Consider the following 18,922-nt stretch of genomic DNA (forward strand, 5'->3'; position numbering starts at 1 on the left):
TGAACAGATCGTTCATAACGCCGCAACGACCCTGGCTTGATCGAATGGTCATGGCGATCCTGATCGGCGTCTCGGCATGGCTGTCCCTCACGCTCGCCCGTGGCCCCGGCGAACTCTCCGCGGTCTGGATCGGCAACGGCATCTTCGCCGGTTGGCTGCTGTCACGGCCGACGCATCTCTGGCCGGGCTATCTGGCCATGGGCTTCGCCGCCGAATTGACGGCACGCCTGGTACCGGGCGACCCGGTGCTGCAGGCCGTCGCGCTCAGCGCGTGCGACCTCATCGAGGTACTGATCATCGCGATAGCGATCCGGCGTCGGGTACCCGACGTGGGCGAGCCCGGGCACTGGCTCACCCTGGGCGGCATCGCGACGGCGAGCACACTCGTGGCCTGTGCCGTGTCCGGCCTGCTCGCGGCCACGGTCATTGCAGCCATGCATGCTGGCCGTTTCTTCACCAACTTCATCACCTGGTATTCCGCGCACGTCGTCGGCATGGTGTTCGTCGGGACCACTACCCTGGTCGCGCAGCGCGAAGGTTTGCGTCTGGTCATCGCACCCGGACGACGCTGGAGTTTTGCCCGCAGCATGCTGCTGATCGCCTTGGTCGGCATCGGCGCCTTCTATTTCCCCTATCCGGTGGGGTTCCTGGTCTATCCGCCACTGCTGATGGCTGCCTTCCAGCACCGGTTCGCGGGGGTCGCCGCAGGCGTGACGCTGCTCGCCATCATCGGCAGCGTCGCCACCGTACTGGGCCGGGGGCCTTTCTGGCTGGTGGAAGACATCGGCACGGCCGGGCGCATCGCGCTGTTGCAGATCTACATCGCCGGCGGTTGCCTGATGACCATTCCGGTCGCGCTGACGATGGCCGAGCGCAAGCGGCTGGCCGCCCGGGTGCGCGACAGCGAGCAGCGTTATCGCATGCTCGCCGACTATTCGAACGACGTGGTGGTACGCATGCGCGCCGACGGCGAGCGGCTGTACGTCTCGCCGTCGGCGCGGGACATCCTCGGCTGGGAGCCGGCGGAAATGCTCGGCTCGCGCTGGGAACTGGTGCATCCCGATGACCGCGCTGCGCAGGTGGAGGCGATGGCCGACGTGATCGCCACGGGGAAACCGCATACCGAGGTCTACCGCATGCGCCACAAGGCCGGACACTACGTCTGGGTCGAGGTCGTCACGCGACCGATGCCGAGCGCTGACGTGAAAGGCGCGATGGACATCATCTATGCCGGTCGCGACATCAGTCGGCGCGTGGCCGCCGAACAGGCACTGGAGGCAAGCCGGCTGGAGCTCGAGAAACTTGCGCGCGTCGACACCCTCACCGGTCTTGCCAACCGGCGCCAGTTCGACGAGCGGTTGTCACTCGCGCTGCTCCGCCTACGCCGACACGGCCTGCCGGTCGCGCTGATGTACCTGGACGTCGACCACTTCAAGCGCATCAACGACAACTTCGGTCACGCCGCCGGCGATGCGGTCCTGCGCACGTTCGCCCAGCGCCTGCTCGACTGCACGCGTGCCAGCGACCTCGTCGCGCGCCAAGGCGGCGATGAGTTCGTGGTGCTGATCGAGGACGCAGAACTGCCCGCCGCCGCGGAAGTCATCGCACGCAAACTGATCGCGACGATGGGTGCCGACATCACCGTCGAAGGTACGACGCTGCAGGTCACGACCAGCATCGGCATCGCGTATGCCAGTCAACCGACGGAAGCTGCGACACTGATGTCTGGCGCGGACGCGGCCTTGTACGCTGCCAAGAAAGCCGGCCGCAATACCTGCCGCATGCAGTGCGTGGACGACGCGGAAACAGGCGGGCTCAAAACCGATGCGCGCAAGGGGTTATGAACCCACCATGTTTCAGCCCTCGTCATAACCGAGGATGGCTCCCATAAGCCACGGCACCGGTCTTTGATTCGGCGTGCCGGCGCTTCGACCAGGGCAACAACATCGGCACCTGGCGCTGGTAAGCGCGATAGGTGTCGCCGTACTGCGCGACCAGATCGCGTTCTTCGAGGAACTTCACCGCGACCAGGATGTAGCCCGTGGTCACCAGCGCGAACAGCAGGTGGCCTGCACTCATCGTCGGGGTGGCCCAGAACGCGATCAGGAAGCCCAGCATCAGCGGATGCCGCACGATGCGGTAGAAGGCGCGGGTGACGAAGGGTTCGTCGACGGCCTGGCGCTTGCGCGCATAGAACCAGACCTGGCGCAGGCCGAACAGGTCGAAGTGGTTGATGACGAAAGTACCCGTCAGCACCAGCAGCCAACCCATTGCCGACAGTGCGTACAACGCCCATCGCGCGATGCCGTCGTCGACACTCCAGATGAGCTGCGGCAGCGGACGCCATTGCCAGAACAGCAGGACCAGCACGAGACTGCTGGCCAGCACGAACGTACTGCGCTCGATCGGCGCAGGCACGAATTTCGTCCACCAGCGTTTGAACGCGGGCCGTGCCATGCCGCTGTGCTGGACGGCGAACAGACTCAGCAAGGCCAAGTCGATGCCGAGCGCCACAAGGAAGGGTGCGGTAACGCCATTGTCGATGTGCTTGGGCACGCCGACGCCGGCGACGAAGGCGATGGCGTACAGGAACGTCGCCAGGAACAGCGCATAGCACGCAGCGCCGTAAAGCAGGGCAAGTAAGCGGAACATGATGTGGACCTCGAAAGACGGTGATCTCGGGGGAATCGCTACGACCACCGGTGCGTTTCGCGGAGCGGTGATTGTGCAAGCGCGATTCTGCGAAGCCGGTGCTTCTTCGCCATGGGAACCTTGTCCCGATCGCGTCCCCACGCAAGTCCCCGTATGGGACAAATGTCCCGGGTTAACCCGTTGAATGTGGGGGTGGCTGCCGCTGGGCCCGCACGATGGCTTCTGCGCGGCTGCGCACGCCCAGCTTGCGGTAGAGATTCGAGAAGTGATTGCGCACGGTCTTCTCGGCGATCCCGAGCTGCCAGGCGATCTGTGCGTTGCTGTGGCCCTCGCACAGCAGGCCCAGCATCACGCGTTCGCGTTGGGTCAGCGTGTCCCCGATCGCACCTTCAGCCACGGCGTGTTGTCCGGTGAACTCCAGGACCGCTTTTTTGAACGCGTGCCAGGCTGGTTCGTTCTCCAGCAATATATGGTTGTACGAATCCAGCTCGACGAACGTCGCGCCAGGAATCTGCCCCGCCAGCACCTTGCCCTGCGACAACGGCGCGATCTGGTCGTGGCTGGCATGCAGCACCAGCGTGGGCGTGCGCACGCGAGGCAGGTACTCACGCACGTCGATCTCACCGCGCGCCACGAGCAACGCGCTCGCATTCGTGACCGAAGTGGTGCGTCGGCACAGTTCGTTGAACCAGTCGATCTGAGCCTGAGTCCCTTGCGGAACGAAGCGCGAGGTGAACAGCTGACGGAAGGCCGGGTTGTCGCTGCCCCAACCCAGGCGAACGACGTCCATCACCGCCTTGTACAACTCACGCCGCTCGGGGTTGTCGCTCTTGTTGCCGCCAACGGCGTAGCCGCCGTAGAGGATCAGGTGCGACACGCGGTCCGGATGGCGCACGGCATACCTGATTGCCGTGGCCGCGCCCTGGCTGATGCCGAGCAACGCGAAGGGCCGATCGATCCCGGCAGCATCGACCACGCTTTCGAGATCGTCGACCCATTGCGGCAACGCGAGGTCCTGCACCTTCCAGTCCGACATCCCGCAGCCGCGTTCGTCATGGCGGATGTAACGGAAATGCTCGCCGAAGAAGCGGATCCAGTGCGACCAGATCGGACTCTCCAGATCGTATTGCAGGTGCGTGAGCCACGTCGCCGCCTTCACCAGCGGCATGCCGTGCCCGATCTCGGTCCACGCCAGGTTGATCTGGTCGGCGGTTGCGACGTAGCGGATGGTCTGCTTCATCGAACGCTTGGCCGGAGTGGCGTCCGCGGGAGGATAGCGCTTCTGCGAGGCGCGTCGACGACGATCCTAGTCGGACTCGTCCACCCCAAAGTGCAGCCAACGCTGGGCCACGCCTTCGTCGGAGAATGCGCGCGCGTCGAGGCCTGCTTCGCGCGCGTACGTTCCGGCTGCGACGCTTGCGGGCGCACATGGGATCGCATGGCCCGGAGCATATGCCAAACAGCCTTCGCAGCGTTCAGGCGAGGTGATGCCCAGCACAAGGGTGAATGCAGGCCTCATCGAGCGCAGCTGGTGCAGGCGTTCATGGTTTTCGATCTTCGTGCGCGCGCCGAAAGGAGTTATCCATCGGGCGGACGGCGGGCCGCTTTACTCGCGCGTAACACAGCCACCACCACGGCACTGCATAGTCCGCGCCAAACGGAGACCTGCCATGACCATCGCGATGCTCGCCCTTGTTGTTGGTGTCGTCCTGATCCTCGTAGTGCTGATCGCCGCGCGTCGGCACCTGCCCGCGTCGCGCAGCCGCCGCGGCGCTGTCGCCGGGGAGGCCGGCACGACCACCTTCGTCTACCTCGGCAGCGACGCCAGCAGCTGCAGCAGCGGCTCGGATGGTGGTGGTTGCGATGGCGGTGGTGGCGGTGGCGACTAACTGCCGGGTTGGGATGCCGACATCGCCGCCGTGACGGCGGCGTTTCCGCTTTAGGCTGCGCGGCGCAAAATCGATGCCCCGCTTGGGCACTTTTGGGCGAAAGCGCCCATCGCCATGACGCTTTTTGACAGCAGATCGCAGCGCGCAATTGCGCTATGGTCGAGCGGATGAACCATGTGCAATCGCGCCGGCTTACGCAGGAAGCAGGGGACACCTATCAACGCGCGTTGACCGGCGGGGTGTTCTACGTGCTGGCGTGGCTCGTGGTCGGGTTTTATGGCGGTGCTTTTACGCGCGCGCCCCTGACCAGCTGGCTCCTGGTAATGGTCTTCGTTGGCCTGACGATCGCGCGTTTCGCCCATCGCCTGATCCCCGGTGTCGATGACGCCGGCCACCTGCGCTGGTTGCGATGGCACTGGGGCATCGTCGTCCTCACGACGACGGTGTGGGGCGGCGTGTTCTGCTGGGCCTTGCTCGACCCCGGGTTCGGTGGCGCGCGCACCGCGGCGCTGCTCAGCACGCTGGGGCTCGCCACCGCCGCCGCCCATGCCTTCAGCATGCGCCGTGGCTTTGCCCTGTCCAGCATCAGCGTGCTGTACCTGCCGGGCCTGTTCGTGCTCTGGACCGACCCCGCCGACCGCGCGATCGCGCTGGTCATGTCGATCTACCTCGTCTATGTGCTCATCTCGCTGGTGCGCAGCCATGCCGAATACCAGCAGCGCCTGGACCTCGACCAGGAACTGCGCGATCAGCGCGACCTGTTCGCGCAGCAAAGCAAGATCGATCCGCTGACCGAACTCGCCAACCGCCGGTATTTCTCGCATGTGCTGGCCGAGGCAACCACGCATGCCACCCGCACCGGCGAGCCGCTGACGCTGCTGGTGCTCGATCTCGATCATTTCAAGAAGATCAACGATACCCACGGCCACGCCGTCGGCGACGCATGCCTCGTGGCCATCGCAGGACGACTGCGTAGCGTCTTCAGTGACGAGGGCGACCTGGCCGCACGGCTCGGTGGCGAGGAGTTCGGTGTCGTGCTCAGCGGACAGGACCTGGCGACGGCTTCAGGCCGTGCAGAACGCTTCCGCGAGAATCTCGCCCAGCATCCCATCGCACTCAACAACGGTGCTCCGGAAGGCCTTGTGCTGGCCATCACGGCGAGCATCGGGATCGCCGAGTTCGACAAGGCGATCCATCGCGACGTCGATGAGCTCTACAGTGCGGCCGACAGCGCGGTCTATCGAGCCAAGGCCACCGGCCGCAATCGGGTCTGTCGCGACGACGAGTCAACGCTGGCTGCCGCCGAAAGCATCCCCTGATTTCATTCGCGTGATTTTATTCGCGTGATTCCATTCGCCCGGGATCAACCCAGCTATGCGGCCGCCGCCGCGCTTTGTTCCAGCGTCCGCTTCATCGCAGCCATGCCCTGGTCGATCATGCCGCCGATCTGCGTTTCCAGTTCGTCAGGCAACAAATCGGCGATCCAGACCAGGCGGGTGCGATCGGTGCCATCGTCGAAGGCCTGCACCGAAGCGTTATGGTGGGTGAACGGCGCGCCCACCACCGACCAGACCACGCGGCGTTGTGCGTCATCGATGTCGACGATCCGTTCGCGCACCGTCATGCCGTTGCCGAAGGTGACCACCCGCGTATCCCCATCGAGATGACAGTCGGTCACGAACCCCCGCACCAGTCGCTCATGGATCCGGCCGACATCACGCAACGCGTCCCACACGAGACCGGGCGTAGCGGCCACGTGGATTTCCCTGCGGATCGATGCCATGCGGATGCTCCCAGGCCACCGGAACTGGCCGACGCGCAGCGAAACAGATGGAAGGCGAAACGTGCGTGAACCTGCTTCGCAGGAGCGCGGCGCAAGTCCACGTGCATTGCAACGCGCACTTGTCCTTCGCAGATGTTCGCACCGACTTAACAAGCGCAGGGAGAAGAATGCGCAGTGCCGCGTCGTAGCCGATTCCGGCACAGGCCCGCTGCCGCTCCGGCAGCCGCGATCGACTGCCCCCCGTGGAGACGTCGCCGATGAAACTTCCGACTTTTTTCCTGTTGTCCCTGCTGCCCTGCGCGCTGGCCGCGGCGCCACCGCAGGACCCCGCCGCGCCCGCGGCGGATGCACCCGTATCGACACACGTGATGGTCAAGGCTTCCGAGGTGAAATGGGGCGATCCCCCACCCGCGCTCGAACGCGGTGCACAGGCGGCGGTGATGTCCGGTAATCCCGCAGAGGCCGGGGTGTTCGTGCTCCGGCTCAAGACCCCGGCCGGCTACCGCATCGCACGCCACTGGCACCCGACCGACGAACACGTGACCGTGATCGAAGGCGACCTGACGCTGGAGATGGGCGAAGGCGCGCAGATGCACTCGGCCACCTTCGGCCCGGGCGACTACGTGCTGCTGCCGGCGAAGATGCAACACGCCGGTTCGACCTCGGGTGGCGTGGTGGTGCAGGTGCAAGGCGCCGGCCCGTTCGAACTCATCTATGTCGACCCCAAGGACGATCCGCGCAAGCGCGCGCCTGCAGCCGAGGCGAAAAGCAAGTAGCAAGGCACGCTGCGGAAAGCACGGATGCGAGCAAAAGGGCGGGTTCGTTGAAGCCGCCCTTTCAGCAATGGCCTGCTCGGGCGTTGAACGAGGCGATACTCCCTACCCTCGATTCCAACGCCGGAGCTCCGATGACCGAGGTCGCCATCCTCACGCCCGATCCTGCAGACGCTTCCTATTCGAGTCTCTGGTCAGGCGTGCTCGATCGCCTGCGCATCGCCCTCGCGAGTGCCGGCGTCACGGCAACGCCGACGCCCTGGACGGCACACGTCGAAGACTGCGACGAACTCAAGCACTTTGCACTGGTGTTGCCATTGCTCGTCTGGGGCTACCACCACGACCACGAACGCTGGCTGCAGGCTTGCCGGGCCTGGGACGCGGCTGCGTTGCCGTTGGCCAATCCCGCCGCGGTGCTGGCGTGGAATTCGGACAAGCGCTACCTGGAACAGTTGGGTCAACGCGGCGTGGCGATTCCACCGACCACCTGGACAGACCGCGTGACGCAGCGCCAGCTCGATGAAGTCTTCGCGGCCACCGGCGCGGAGCAGCTGATCGTCAAACCGGCCGTATCCGGCGGCGCCTGGAAAACGCAGCGCCTGCGCCGAGGCGATGTCCTCGACGATGCGCCTGCCGGGGCGGCGATGATCCAACCCTACCTGCCGACGATCGAGACCGAAGGCGAGACCTCGATGTTGTTCTTTGGGGGACGCCTCAGCCACGTGGTCAACAAGCAGCCCCTGCCGGGTGAGTTCCGCGTCCAGGTGCAGTACGGCGGTGTCTACACCCTGCTACCGGCACCGCCCGCCGGCGCACTGGCACTGGCCGAACAGACCCTGGCCGCGATCGATGCGCCGCTGCTCTACGCGCGCATCGATGCGGTTCCCGACGCTGATGGCCGCTGGTTGCTGATGGAGGCGGAACTGATCGAGCCTGACTTCTATCTCGGCGCCGATCGCGAGGGAGGCGCCGGATTCGGTCGAGCGGTGCGGGATCTGCTTGAGGTGGCCTGAACGGCGCAGCACGCGGTTCAGCACCCTTACTGCCTTGTTCGTACCCCGACTCTCGATCTAGAACGCGAGAACTTCGCGACGTTCTGACCGGAACACGGCGTCCACGACCGTGCTGTCGACGATTGAGACGACCTGGAATCCGCACCGCTCGATCGCGGCAGTCGCATCGCTCAACGTCAAACGACCTTCGACGCGCACCAAGTGTGCCTGGAGGTTGAAGTTGATGCGGGCGCCAAGATCCACCTCGAGCAGCGCGTTGGTGATGCTACGAACGTAGTCTCCGCCACGAATACCATTGACGAGCAGTTTCATTGCTTCTCCACCTTGATGAGCCAGGGCGCGCGTACCGCGCTGTTCACCTTCAGACAGGCCGTTGGCCGGGACTTGGGCATCAAAGATCCTGGTCCTATGGCGCGCTCTGCTCGGGCACATAGCCCGGCAATGAAGCCAGCCCGACTTCGGCATCCGCCTCACGCCACCACGGCGTCGCCGCATGCGGCGCCGACAGGTCCAGGCGTTCGCCCATGCGTGGCGTGGTCAGCGCGATGTTGCGCTCGCTGGTCAACGCGACCACGCGCTCGAACGGCTCCTGCCAGCCATGCAGGGCCAGGTCGAAGGTGCCGTTGTGCACCGGCAGCAGCCAGCGCCCGCGCAAGTCCTGGTGTGCCTGCACGGTCTGTTCGGGCTGCATGTGCACGTACGGCCATTGCGGATCGTAGGCGCCGGTTTCCAGCATGGTCACGTCGAACGGGCCGAAGCGGCGGCCGATCTCCTTGAAGCCGTCGAAGTAGCCGGTGTCGCCGCTGAAGAAGAGCCGCAGCGTGCCTGCATCCGTACCTGCCTCCTTCGCGCCGTCGACGATCACCCACGACGCCCACAATGTCTTGTTGCCGTCGAATAGACCGCGTCCGGAGAAGTGCTGCGCCGGCGTGGCGGTGAACTGCACGCCATCGACGCTCGTGCCCTGCCACCAGTCGAACTGCCGCACCTTGTCCGCATCCACGCCCCAGTCGATGAGCCGATCACCGACACCGAGCGGCGTGAGGAACACGCCGGTCGTCTTCGCCAGCTGCACGATGGTGGCGCGATCGAGATGGTCGTAGTGGTCGTGCGAGAGGATCACGCCGCGCAGCGGCGGCAGGTCCTCCAGCGCGATAGGAGGGGCGTGGAAGCGCTTCGGCCCCATCCATTGCACCGGCGAGGCGCGTTCGGCGAACACCGGATCGGTGATCCAGAAACCACCGCGCAGCTTGATCAGCATCGTCGAGTGCCCGAGCCGGAACAGGCTGCGATCCGGCGCGGCCTCCAATTGCGCGCGGGTCAGCGTGGCAATGGGCAGCGACGCCTTCGGCATGGTGTTGGCCGGCTTGTTGAAGAAGAAGTTCCACAGGATCCCCAGCGTCTTGGCGACGCCCTCGTCGGGCTTGGGGACGGGATTGCGGAAGCGTCCATCGGCGGATTGCGGCGACTCGGGGTAACCGCCGACGGGAAGGTTGGTCTTGGCGGCGGACAGCAGGCAGGCACTCACGATCAGGACTCCTAGCAGCAGGACGGCCCGGCACAGGCGGCGGAAACGGGGGCGTGGCGGGCCGGGGCGTCGGTTCATAGCGGGTTTCGGAAGAAGTACACGACACAGTGTAGTTTCCGTTTTTGGAAAAGTAAACTACCAAGTGTAAACTTCCCCCATGTCCAGCCAGCCCGCCCCTGCCCGCCTGACCGACCGCAAGCGCGCGGCGATCCTCGACGCGGCCGTGGCCGAGTTCCGCCAGTCCGGTTACGAGGCCACCAGCATGGATCGCATCGCTGCCAGCGCCGGCGTGTCCAAGCGCACCGTGTACAACCACTTCCCCAGCAAGGAAGCGCTGTTCGCGCAGATCCTTAAGCAGTTGTGGGAGCGCAGCGTGGAAGGCCTCGACCTCGCCTACCGCAGCGATCGCCCGCTGCGCACGCAATTGCTCGAGCTGGTGAAGCAGAAGCTGCGCCTGCTGCACGACGGCAACTTCGTCGACCTCGCACGTGTCGCGATCGCCGCCACCATCCACTCGCCCGAACGCGCGCAGGACATGGTTGCGCGCATGGGCGACCGCGAAGAAGGCCTCACGCTGTGGATCCGCGCCGCTGCCGCCGACGGCCGCCTGAAGACCAAGGATCCGCTGTTCGCCTCGATGCAGCTGCAGGGCCTGGTGAAGGGTTTCGCGTTCTGGCCGCAGATCACGCTGGGCCAGCCGCCGCTGACCGCCGCACAGCAGCAGCAGGTGGCCGAATCGGCCGTGGACATGTTCCTCGCCTACTACGGTTGAGGCCCTGCGGTCACGCAGGGAATCCGATGCGCAACGATCAACGCGGATGCAACCACGTTGGCAGCAACGTGTAGGGATCGATGCGAACGCTTTCGTCGTAAGTGACGCCGTTCGCACTGAGTAGAGTCTGCAAGCGACCGTCCTTGAACATGTCGAGCGTTTCCGTGCAGCCGCCGATGAACTCGCCGCCGACGAAAACCTGCGGGATGGTCTTGCTGCCAGTGCGTGATGTGAGGACGGCGCGGATCTGTCCGCCGCGGTCATCGCGCTGGTACGCGGTCGAGTCCAGGTCGACAGAGCGATACGGGATGCTGCATCTGGCGAACAGCTTGCGCAGCGACCAGCAGAACTCGCACCACTCCAGCGCGAACAACACCAGCGGCTGTTCGCGATCGGCGAGCACCTGCGCGACGAAGGCTTCCACTTCGTCAGAAACCACAGGAGCAGCGACCGGACTTTCTGATTTCGGTGCGGCGGTCGTGGGTGGCGCCGGCGGCGGCGCGTCGAACCGGCAGCCCGGCGTCGAGCGCGAAATCTCCAGTTCCTCGGCGGACATTTCCGCACTGACCCCTTCGAACAATGGCGTGCTGAGGTAACGCTCGCCGGTGTCCGGCAGCATGCACAGCACCGTCGCGCCGCCCGGTGCCGAGTCGCACACCTGCAATGCCCCTGCCAGCGTGGCGCCCGCGCTGATGCCGACGAAGATGCCTTCGCGTTGGGCGAGTTCGCGCGACAGGCGGACCGCATCGGCGCCGTTGATCGGCAGGATCTGATCAATCAGTTTCAACGCGATCGCATCCTCGGTCAGCTTGGGAATGAAATCGGGCGACCAGCCCTGCATCAGGTGCGGACGGAAACTCGGATGGCTCTCTCTCGGCGTGCCGTCCGGATCGCGTGCCTGCGCGATGCCACTGCCGAGGATCGGCGAGTTGTCCGGCTCGCAGACGACGATGCGTGTGTCCGGGCGCTGCGCTTTCAGCACGCGCGCGACACCTTTCAGCGTGCCGCCGGTGCCGTAACCGGTAACGAAGTAGTCAAGTCGCTCGCCTTCGAAGGCGGCGAGGATTTCCGGCGCCGTGGTGCGCGAGTGCATGTCGGCATTGGCTTCATTCTCGAACTGCCGACACAGGAACCAACCGTGTGCCTTCGCCAGTTCCACCGCCTTCGCCAACATGCCGCTACCTTTCTGCGCGGCCGGCGTCAGCACCACCTTGGCGCCGAGGAAACGCATCATCTTGCGCCGCTCGACGCTGAAGTTTTCCGCCATGGTGACCACCAGCGGATAACCCTTCACCGCGCACACCATCGCCAGCCCGATACCGGTATTGCCGCTGGTCGCCTCGATCACCGTCTGCCCCGGCGACAACGTGCCGCGGCGCTCCGCGTCCTCGATGATGCCGAGCGCGAGCCGGTCCTTGACCGAGCCCATCGGATTGAACGCCTCGACCTTCACGAACAGGTTCACGTGTGGCGGCGCCAGTTTGGTCAGCCGCACGATCGGCGTATGTCCGACCGTTCCGAGGATGTTCTCGAACTTCAGGTTTCCGAAGTTGCCTTGCATGGAAGTTGTCCTCCGCGATCGGCAGGCGCGGGGCTGGATCACGGCACCGCAGCTGCACACTCTGCCCAGCGATGCGCGCTGTCAACGTCGCAAGGCCGAGCCCACCACCCCTATCGGTAGTGTGGGAGCGACGTACCAGTTCCACACTTCTTCTGGCGAAACGGCACACTGGGCGCTCAATCAAGGCGGTTACGGGAAATCCAATGCATATCAAGACGCTGGCCGTCGCTGTCCTCCTGTCCGTCATGCCGATGGCGCACGCCTGCATCAATACAGTGGGTACCGACCACCAGGGGCGTCGCTTCTCGCCGGACGACTACGTCGGAAAAGATCTGGTCGACGGATTCACCAAGCCCCACGCCCAGCGCTATTGGCTGAAACAGGCGTCTTACGTGATCAAGCAGGCCCGTAACAAACCCGACTTCAAGAACCTGACCGACCTCGGCATCGTCCTCGTCTATCAAGGGCAGTACGACCTGGCCGTACGTCACTTCCTCAAGCTCGAACGCCTCTTCCCTGGTCACCACGAAACGGCCGCCAATCTTGGCACCGCACTCGAACTGGCCGGCCACGACGCGGTCGCCCTCAAATGGATCGGCATCGGCATCCAGCGCAATCGGCAGGAGCATTTCGGCTCCGAATGGCTGCATGCGCGGATACTCGAAACCAAGATTGCACTGGCCAGGGACCCGCGTTACCTGGAAGGACGGTCCATCACCGGTGTCGTGTTCGAACGGACGCTCGTGCCCGCCCTTCCAATCGCGATGCCACCGGGCAACGACGGCAGACCAGTCAAGCCATGGGAACTCAATTCGGCGCTTGCCTACCAGTTGCACGAGCGCACCGGATTCGTTCGCCCAACCGACCCGATCGTCGCCAACCTCCTGCTCGACTGGGCCACCCTGAACCTCGCGGGCGGTCCCATCGAAACGGCCGACGTGCTCTATGACTTCGCTGTCACCTACGGTGCCGAGCGCGATGCGTTGATGCGCAATCGACAGAGCTATATCCAGCGGGTACTGGCGCAAGCCGGGAAGGCAAAGGCGAATGGTGGCGAATGCGGGATCTGTCCGCCGATGCCACCGCCTCCGCCGCCACCACCGAAACAGTCACGGGCATAACGCATACACCGAGCCATGAAGACCAAGGCGGCCATTGTGTTGGTCCTCATGGCCCTGGCGGCATCTGCCGGCCGCCACTACTGGCTGAATGCGCATGGCCATCGGGCTGGTGCCGAACAACCAGTGGCCACCAGGCCTGCCGAACCCGCACGGTTCACAGCCACGCTCGAAACCGCGCATTACGCGATCGCATCCACCGCAGCGCCATCGCAGACCGCGCTGGTGTCGGACGCTGTCGAGAGTTTGCATGGCGCCTACACCACGTTCTGGCGACTCACTGAAAATCGATGTCGATCGGCCCAAGTTGAAACTGGTCCTCTACAAGGATCGGCAGGAATTCAAGGCGCATAACCGCAGCAGCCCGTGGGCCGAGGCGTTCTACCTGGCGCCGCTGTGCCATGCGTATTACGGCGACGGCCCAAACCCGTACCACTGGATGCTCCACGAGGCGACGCACCAGCTCAACCACGAAGTGGCCAGGCGCCCGCGCGTCACCTGGATCGAGGAGGGGATTGCGAGTTATTTCGGCGCCAGCCGGATCCAGGACAAAAAGCTCAAGCCAGGGACCATCGATATCGGCGCCTATCCCATCTGGTGGCTACCCACTGTCGCGTTGAGCGGGAACCGGCAGGACGACATCCGCAGGGGCCGGATCATTTCGCTGCGCGCGCTGATCAACAGCGGTCGCGACGACATCGGCAGGAACGTCAACCTGTACTACATCGGCTACTGGAGCCTGACCCACTTCCTGTTCCATTACGACAACGGACGCTACGCCGGCAGCTACCGCAAGCTGATGACGAGTGGCGGCTCGCTGGAAAACTTCGAAAGACTGCTTGGCCCGGTCGAACGCATTGAAGGCCAGTGGTATCGGTACCTGCAGCAGCGGATCGACGAGGTTGCGGAACCTGAAACGGCCTCCGAACCTGTTTTCATTGATCCCTGAAAGCGCCAACCCCTCTCCTGAAACGGACGTCGACCATGCCCGCTATCCAGCCCTGCGAACTTCCAGAGGGCGCACTGCTCCACAAGTACCGTGACAGTGGCGCTTACACGGACTGCTACGTCACCGAAGTCGCATGGCCCGTTTCCCAGGCCGAGTATGTGGAGGCCTTCTACACCACGACCGTATTCAAACTGGAACGGCAGCTACTCACCTGGTTCGCTTCCAGGCCATCGACCGACATCGAAGCCGGGCAACTCGCGGCCGGTGCACTCAGCTCGTTCGCTGCGTGGAGTGTGGAAGGGCAAACTTCCCATCAATTGCTGCTGTGCGATTTTGCGGGCCGCACCCGGTCCTGGCTGATGGCAGTGCCGGTCGAGGACGCCGATCCCTGTGATCGCACGCGTTTGTACTTCGGTTCCGCCGTTGTTCCGATGACCAGCGCTGGTTCCGGGAAAAAGACGCTCGGTTTTGCATTCCGTTCGCTGCTCGGCTTCCACAAGCTTTACTCCCGGGTCCTCCTTCACGCAGCCAAAGCCCGCCTGGCGCGCCAGCGGCCCAAGGTGCGGTGAGCATTAGCGCACATGGACAGCCGTGGTGAGCAAAAGAAGACCAGCTTGGCCTACTCCCGACGATTCAAGCGTAGGACATCTTGTGAGCGTGTTTCACGCCCGCCAGACGGTGCGCCTTGGAGAATCCGCGGGGCGTAACAGGAGAAGTTTATGCCTGAGTCAAGCGCGTGGAAATTTTCTTACAAGCGTCGTGATGAACTCGATGCGCTGATCGACAAATTCGAAGAAGAGTTGTCGTATCGCCTTAGCGACCTGCAGGCCCACTACAGCGCGTATGCCGACACCATCTTGTCGATGACGGGCGCTCACGATGACCAGTACGTCTCCGAGCGCATCAACACGATACTGAAGTCGCGCGGCCTGTTGAGCGATACGTCGGCCAACAGTGATCCTGCGGTTTCATCCGAGCGGCACGCAGCGCCTGCCCATACTGACGGCGATCAAGGCGCGTCAGTGGATTGAGCCTCGGTATCCATCACTGAGATAACCCGATGCCCCACCACGTTGCGTTCGATCGTGGCGTAGGCGGCGTCGAGGATTTCTGCGATCACCACGAACCAGTCGATCCCTTCCACGTCATGGTCGGTTTCTACGGCACCTTGGAAGTGGAGTTGGCCATAGCGGTGCTCTGCTTCCATCGGCGGTCGCATGCACAACGCAACCAGCACCAACGGCCTCGAGCCCGTCGGGTCGGGAATACACGCCAAGTTTCATGGACCCCCAGCCCTTCGCGGAGAGAACACCCGGAGCCCCACGCCCTACGCCCTTTGGAACGCATCTGCGTGAGCAGGAAGAGGCCCTGCTGAATGGTTTAGGCCCGGAGCGTGAGCCCGCGTTTCAAGCGCAACTTCATTCTGATCCTTTGGGCCTATAGAACCGACGCCGGGGCCAGATACTGATCGGGCGAACGCCTTCGTACCGATCGCAGTCCGCTCGAACGGCTTGCTGATACTTCCGACCGCATGGCCCCCAGAGTCCGCTGCATCCGGCGCACTCCGCTTTCGGCGGATGCGCCTAGGACCTGTTCCCACAGCTGACGCCAGTTCTCCACGAGACCAACGATCTCCATTTCACCGCGCGATTCACGCCGACGCGGTTGCGACGTTCCAACAAGGGAGAGCGCGACGACTACTCGTCTCGCCCATCGGGAACGCAACGGGAGAACGACATGATCCGTTTGAACCAGATCGCGCTGCGATCGCTGTGGTTGCTGGGGCTGTGGGCGTGTGCCTTGACTGCTTTGGGCTGGAGCGACCGGGTCGAGGCGCAATGCCCCAACGGCGATCCCTGCGAAACCATTTATGTCTATCGACTGCAATCGAGGATGCCGGTTTCCCAGCCGCCGATCACCACGGATGCCGCCGGACGGCCACTGGTGTCGCTGCAGGAGGCCAATGCCAGCGACGCAACCGCATTCCGCGGCCTGCTGAGTGCAACAGCCTCCACCAAGCTGGCGATCCGCTTCCAGGTGACCCGCATCGCGATCCCACCCAACGATTACTGCAACTGCAATCTCGAGCATGCGGGTAAGGGCTGCCACGACGGAACGCCCCTGCAGACGCTGCAACAGTGCGTGCGCATCTGTCGCTACAACAACGCCGTTTGCAAGGTGGCCGGCTTCGACCAGAAGTCCGATAGCGGCGGTCGCTGGTACGCGTTTCCGGCGGCTACCCAGTGCGGTGGTGCCCGCAACAACTGGCAGAAACAGGCCTTTCGTTTCAATGCCACGGATTGCGACTGGCGCGAGGACGCACGCGTCATCAAAGGGGCCGGTTGCCTGGCGGGCGTGCTGAGCCATGCGCCACAGACATCGCTCGATGTCCTGTTCGGTCCCAACTCCCCGTGCCCCGACGAGCAGCTGTAACTGCGGCTCGCAAGTGGGAGTTAAAGCGCCTTCGAGTCGGGCCATGCATGGCGCGCTGACCGACGGAAGTTGTTTCGCGGAGCAACACGACAGGGATAGTTGCCTTGGACGTTCCCACGTACCCAGCACAAGAGGGGCCGCCCGCCGGTAGTTGCGGCGTGGCGGCCGACAGGGCGCAGGCGGACCAGTTGTTCGAACGCACTTGGCGCGCAGCGTATCCGGCCCTGCGCAGTCGTGCGCGACACCTCGCCGGCGGCCAGCCGGACCAGGCCGATGACCTGCTCGCGGGCGTCGCCATCAAGGCATTGCAGTTCATGCGCCGCTCGCTGGAGAAGGTGACCGATCCCGAGGTCTTCCTGTTCGTGGTGTTGCGGCATGTCTTCCTCGACAGCGTCCGTCGACGTGTACGCGACCACAGGCTGTTCGACGTCTCGGTCGAAATCGACGATGACCTCGGCGTTGCCGAAGCAGGTGGCGACCACATGACCGTGCAATGGAACGAGCGCCGCGAGCAGCTACGGATCGTCGCCACGACCATGCAGGCGATGCCTCGCGAGCAGCAGCGGTTGTTCGTCCTGCGCTTCCTCGACGACCTGCCGTACTCGGCGATCGCCGAACGCATGGGCATCAACGAGCCGCTGGCGCGCAAGCGTGTGCAGTTGCTGCGCGCGCGCCTGATCGACGCAATCGAGCATGACGCTTTTCACACTCCGACGGTTGCGACGTTCGAACAAGAGCGTCACCCAACCCACACGCAAGACGTCACCACCCACAAAGGAGCAAGCCATGATCAATTGGAACGCACAATTCACCCAGATGATCCGCAAGACCAACCAGGCCTACTGGGGCAACTGGTCGTTGAGCAGCGAGATCACACCGGGCGCAGTCGGCATCGTCGACCCGGCCACCGGCCTCTTCAAGCTGATCTCGTCCACGATTCCGGGCGTCAGCGAGGGCAACTTCCTGCGCAACCATGTCAGCTCGGATTGGAACGCGATGACCAGCGATGTCTCGCGCACCGAAACCGACATCGACCTGAAGGGCGAGGTCACCGACCCTGACACCGGGATCACCACCAAGGCCGGAGTGCAGGTGCAATGGAAGTTCGGCACCGAGGGCTCGATGGTCTCGAAGTGCGCGCTGGATGCGGAGACCGTGCTCAACAATCCAGATGCCGTGCTCGGTAAAAACATCGACTGGCTGGTCGAGCGCGCGGGCCAGTCCGGCATGGGTGCGGACGGCCGCATCGCGCAGGGGTTCGGTGTCGTCACCAGCGTGCTGTACGCGCGCAGCGGACTCAACGTCGGCTCAATGGCGGCCGACAATACGTTCTCGCTGACCGGCACCGCATCGGGCGTGCAGAAGCTGCTCGGCGAGGCCAGCGGCAAGGGCTCGTTCACTTCCACGAGCGAGAGCAAGAGCGTCGACAAGCACCTGTGGCCGAGTGAAGCCGGCGTGGTGCCCACTGGTTCGGTGCCGCTGGCATTCACCTTCGCTTCGTTCGACGGTCGCCTGCTGCTGCCGCGCTGGATCACCCACATCAGCGCCTACCAGTTGGTGATCCGCAACACCCACGGCGGCACCTACAAAGTTGACGTCAAACTCACGTACGACACGCCGCGCGGTGCCAAGACGAATACCACGTACGTGACCGGCGGCCTGACCGCGACGATCGCCGACATTCCGCTGGATGCGAGCAACCTCAAGCTCGAGTTGATCTTCCGTGGCGTGAGAACGGATGAGACCCACACCTTGCAATGGAACAGCCCGCGCGGGCAGTGGGTCAACGGCGTGCGTCATATCGACCTGTACGGCGTGTGGCCGGGCCAGACGCGTGCAGTCGATGCCGAGGCGGGCCTGGAGTAGGCGCTTGCCCGCTATGCGTTTTACCCCTACGGGCCGCAATCAGCGGCCCGGCAGGACTCTCATCCTGAATTTAACCGCACTGACTCCCCGGCCGGGAGCGTGATTAGAGGAGTACGAAATGCCTTACTTATTCGATCGAGAAATTGAAGCGGCCATCAACAAGAACGTCCACGACGCTACAGAACTACGAACGACATGCGATAACGCAACGACGCACCTCCTGCCACTTCATCCCAACCCTCACACCTACGCTGCCAACGACGCGACCGCCGAACAGCTCGCAATAAGCATGGGAAGCAAGTCCCGGAAAGATCGAGACGTCCCCGCGACCAACCCTCACGCGCTGGACTACGTCAGCGGTTGGACAGCACTCAGTGACAACGCCCAGCACATCGTTGGCATGGTGTGTGGCGAACTGCCGCACGCATATCAACTTGGACTCGACATCAGATCCCACGTCGTCATCGGAACGATCTACAAACTTGCCGTGAAAGTCTGGTCGACGATCGGGCAGTACACAGGGCCGGCCCAGGACGAAGGTCGACGCTAGGGTTTGAATGAAGCCCTACCCCTTACCCCTACCCC

The 18,922-nt window shown here is 64.0% G+C and carries 23 protein-coding genes and 1 pseudogene; 14 read left to right on the forward strand and 10 right to left on the reverse strand.

Annotated features, from left to right (window positions below):
- Positions 1-50: 50 nt before the first annotated feature.
- Complete coding sequence (locus tag MO486_RS11000; protein ID WP_242907445.1) at positions 51-1,844, forward strand: sensor domain-containing diguanylate cyclase; 1,794 nt, start codon at positions 51-53, stop codon at positions 1,842-1,844.
- Between the two features lie 22 nt (positions 1,845-1,866).
- On the opposite strand, the gene mddA is transcribed toward MO486_RS11000, so the two are convergent.
- Positions 1,867-2,652: a methanethiol S-methyltransferase gene (mddA, locus tag MO486_RS11005; protein ID WP_242907458.1), complete on the reverse strand. Its 786-nt coding sequence runs from the start codon at positions 2,650-2,652 to the stop codon at positions 1,867-1,869.
- Between the two features lie 172 nt (positions 2,653-2,824).
- The gene (locus MO486_RS11015) at positions 2,825-3,892 is read right to left on the reverse strand and encodes an alpha/beta fold hydrolase (protein ID WP_305037370.1); all 1,068 of its coding nucleotides are present in this window, start codon (positions 3,890-3,892) and stop codon (positions 2,825-2,827) included.
- A 430-nt stretch (positions 3,893-4,322) separates the two neighbouring features.
- Between MO486_RS11015 and MO486_RS11020 the strand changes: the two genes are divergently transcribed.
- The gene (locus tag MO486_RS11020) at positions 4,323-4,541 is read left to right on the forward strand and encodes a hypothetical protein (RefSeq protein WP_242907460.1); all 219 of its coding nucleotides are present in this window, start codon (positions 4,323-4,325) and stop codon (positions 4,539-4,541) included.
- Between the two features lie 155 nt (positions 4,542-4,696).
- On the forward strand, positions 4,697-5,860 hold the full coding sequence (locus tag MO486_RS11025) for a GGDEF domain-containing protein (RefSeq protein WP_242907462.1): 1,164 nt from the start codon (positions 4,697-4,699) through the stop codon (positions 5,858-5,860).
- Positions 5,861-5,913: 53 nt separating this feature from the next.
- On the opposite strand, the gene MO486_RS11030 is transcribed toward MO486_RS11025, so the two are convergent.
- On the reverse strand, positions 5,914-6,324 hold the full coding sequence (locus MO486_RS11030; protein WP_242907464.1) for an SRPBCC family protein: 411 nt from the start codon (positions 6,322-6,324) through the stop codon (positions 5,914-5,916).
- A 257-nt stretch (positions 6,325-6,581) separates the two neighbouring features.
- Here MO486_RS11030 and MO486_RS11035 point away from each other — a divergent pair, with 257 nt between their 5' ends.
- Both MO486_RS11035 and MO486_RS11040 read left to right on the forward strand, forming a co-directional pair.
- Positions 6,582-7,100, forward strand: a complete 519-nt coding sequence (locus tag MO486_RS11035) for a cupin domain-containing protein (protein WP_242907466.1) — start codon at positions 6,582-6,584, stop codon at positions 7,098-7,100.
- Between the two features lie 131 nt (positions 7,101-7,231).
- The gene (locus MO486_RS11040; protein WP_242907468.1) at positions 7,232-8,110 is read left to right on the forward strand and encodes a hypothetical protein; all 879 of its coding nucleotides are present in this window, start codon (positions 7,232-7,234) and stop codon (positions 8,108-8,110) included.
- Positions 8,111-8,167: 57 nt separating this feature from the next.
- Here MO486_RS11040 and MO486_RS11045 read toward each other — a convergent pair whose 3' ends face one another.
- Both MO486_RS11045 and MO486_RS11050 read right to left on the reverse strand, forming a co-directional pair.
- Positions 8,168-8,422 (reverse strand): hypothetical protein, encoded by a 255-nt coding sequence (locus tag MO486_RS11045; RefSeq protein WP_242907470.1) that lies wholly within the window; start codon positions 8,420-8,422, stop codon positions 8,168-8,170.
- Positions 8,423-8,516: 94 nt separating this feature from the next.
- Entirely contained in the window at positions 8,517-9,716 is a 1,200-nt protein-coding gene (locus tag MO486_RS11050) for an MBL fold metallo-hydrolase (RefSeq protein ID WP_242907472.1), read from the reverse strand.
- 79 nt (positions 9,717-9,795) lie between these two features.
- Here MO486_RS11050 and MO486_RS11055 point away from each other — a divergent pair, with 79 nt between their 5' ends.
- Positions 9,796-10,410 carry a TetR/AcrR family transcriptional regulator gene (locus MO486_RS11055; RefSeq protein WP_242907474.1) on the forward strand — a complete coding sequence of 205 codons (615 nt, stop codon included), beginning with the start codon at positions 9,796-9,798 and terminating at the stop codon, positions 10,408-10,410.
- A gap of 37 nt (positions 10,411-10,447) precedes the next feature.
- On the opposite strand, the gene MO486_RS11060 is transcribed toward MO486_RS11055, so the two are convergent.
- Both MO486_RS11060 and cysK read right to left on the reverse strand, forming a co-directional pair.
- Positions 10,448-10,966: a glutaredoxin domain-containing protein gene (locus MO486_RS11060; protein WP_242907686.1), complete on the reverse strand. Its 519-nt coding sequence runs from the start codon at positions 10,964-10,966 to the stop codon at positions 10,448-10,450.
- Positions 10,967-10,972: 6 nt separating this feature from the next.
- A pseudogene (cysK, locus tag MO486_RS11065) lies at positions 10,973-11,971 on the reverse strand (cysteine synthase A); the annotation flags it as partial.
- 203 nt (positions 11,972-12,174) lie between these two features.
- Between cysK and MO486_RS11070 the strand changes: the two are divergent.
- From MO486_RS11070 to MO486_RS11090, 5 genes are all read left to right on the forward strand, one after another.
- Positions 12,175-13,092 (forward strand): tetratricopeptide repeat protein, encoded by a 918-nt coding sequence (locus tag MO486_RS11070; RefSeq protein WP_242907477.1) that lies wholly within the window; start codon positions 12,175-12,177, stop codon positions 13,090-13,092.
- A 15-nt stretch (positions 13,093-13,107) separates the two neighbouring features.
- On the forward strand, positions 13,108-13,443 hold the full coding sequence (locus MO486_RS11075) for a hypothetical protein (RefSeq protein ID WP_242907479.1): 336 nt from the start codon (positions 13,108-13,110) through the stop codon (positions 13,441-13,443).
- Entirely contained in the window at positions 13,397-14,038 is a 642-nt protein-coding gene (locus MO486_RS11080) for a DUF1570 domain-containing protein (RefSeq protein ID WP_242907481.1), read from the forward strand. The genes MO486_RS11075 and MO486_RS11080 overlap by 47 nt, the downstream gene beginning before the upstream one ends.
- Positions 14,039-14,073: 35 nt before the next feature.
- Positions 14,074-14,607 carry a hypothetical protein gene (locus tag MO486_RS11085; protein ID WP_242907483.1) on the forward strand — a complete coding sequence of 178 codons (534 nt, stop codon included), beginning with the start codon at positions 14,074-14,076 and terminating at the stop codon, positions 14,605-14,607.
- Positions 14,608-14,757: 150 nt separating this feature from the next.
- On the forward strand, positions 14,758-15,069 hold the full coding sequence (locus MO486_RS11090; RefSeq protein WP_242907485.1) for a hypothetical protein: 312 nt from the start codon (positions 14,758-14,760) through the stop codon (positions 15,067-15,069).
- Here the strand turns inward: MO486_RS11090 and MO486_RS11095 are convergent.
- Positions 15,048-15,245, reverse strand: coding sequence for a hypothetical protein (locus MO486_RS11095; RefSeq protein WP_242907487.1), 198 nt, complete (start codon positions 15,243-15,245; stop codon positions 15,048-15,050). The two genes, MO486_RS11090 and MO486_RS11095, sit on opposite strands and share 22 nt — an antisense overlap.
- 530 nt (positions 15,246-15,775) lie before the next feature.
- Here MO486_RS11095 and MO486_RS11100 point away from each other — a divergent pair.
- Positions 15,776-16,471, forward strand: coding sequence for a hypothetical protein (locus MO486_RS11100; protein ID WP_242907489.1), 696 nt, complete (start codon positions 15,776-15,778; stop codon positions 16,469-16,471).
- A 20-nt stretch (positions 16,472-16,491) separates the two neighbouring features.
- Here the strand turns inward: MO486_RS11100 and MO486_RS11105 are convergent, their stop codons facing one another.
- Both MO486_RS11105 and MO486_RS11110 read right to left on the reverse strand, forming a co-directional pair.
- Positions 16,492-16,953 (reverse strand): hypothetical protein, encoded by a 462-nt coding sequence (locus MO486_RS11105; RefSeq protein ID WP_242907491.1) that lies wholly within the window; start codon positions 16,951-16,953, stop codon positions 16,492-16,494.
- Positions 16,954-16,986: 33 nt separating this feature from the next.
- Positions 16,987-17,259, reverse strand: a complete 273-nt coding sequence (locus MO486_RS11110; RefSeq protein ID WP_242907493.1) for a hypothetical protein — start codon at positions 17,257-17,259, stop codon at positions 16,987-16,989.
- Here MO486_RS11110 and MO486_RS11115 point away from each other — a divergent pair.
- Positions 17,258-18,337, forward strand: coding sequence for a hypothetical protein (locus MO486_RS11115; protein WP_242907495.1), 1,080 nt, complete (start codon positions 17,258-17,260; stop codon positions 18,335-18,337). The two genes, MO486_RS11110 and MO486_RS11115, sit on opposite strands and share 2 nt — an antisense overlap.
- Before the next feature lie 118 nt (positions 18,338-18,455).
- Positions 18,456-18,887, forward strand: a complete 432-nt coding sequence (locus MO486_RS11120) for a hypothetical protein (RefSeq protein WP_242907497.1) — start codon at positions 18,456-18,458, stop codon at positions 18,885-18,887.
- The last annotated feature ends 35 nt before the right edge of the window (positions 18,888-18,922 follow it).

Source organism: Lysobacter sp. CFH 32150 (assembly GCF_022758295.1).
Classification (GTDB): domain Bacteria; phylum Pseudomonadota; class Gammaproteobacteria; order Xanthomonadales; family Xanthomonadaceae; genus CFH-32150.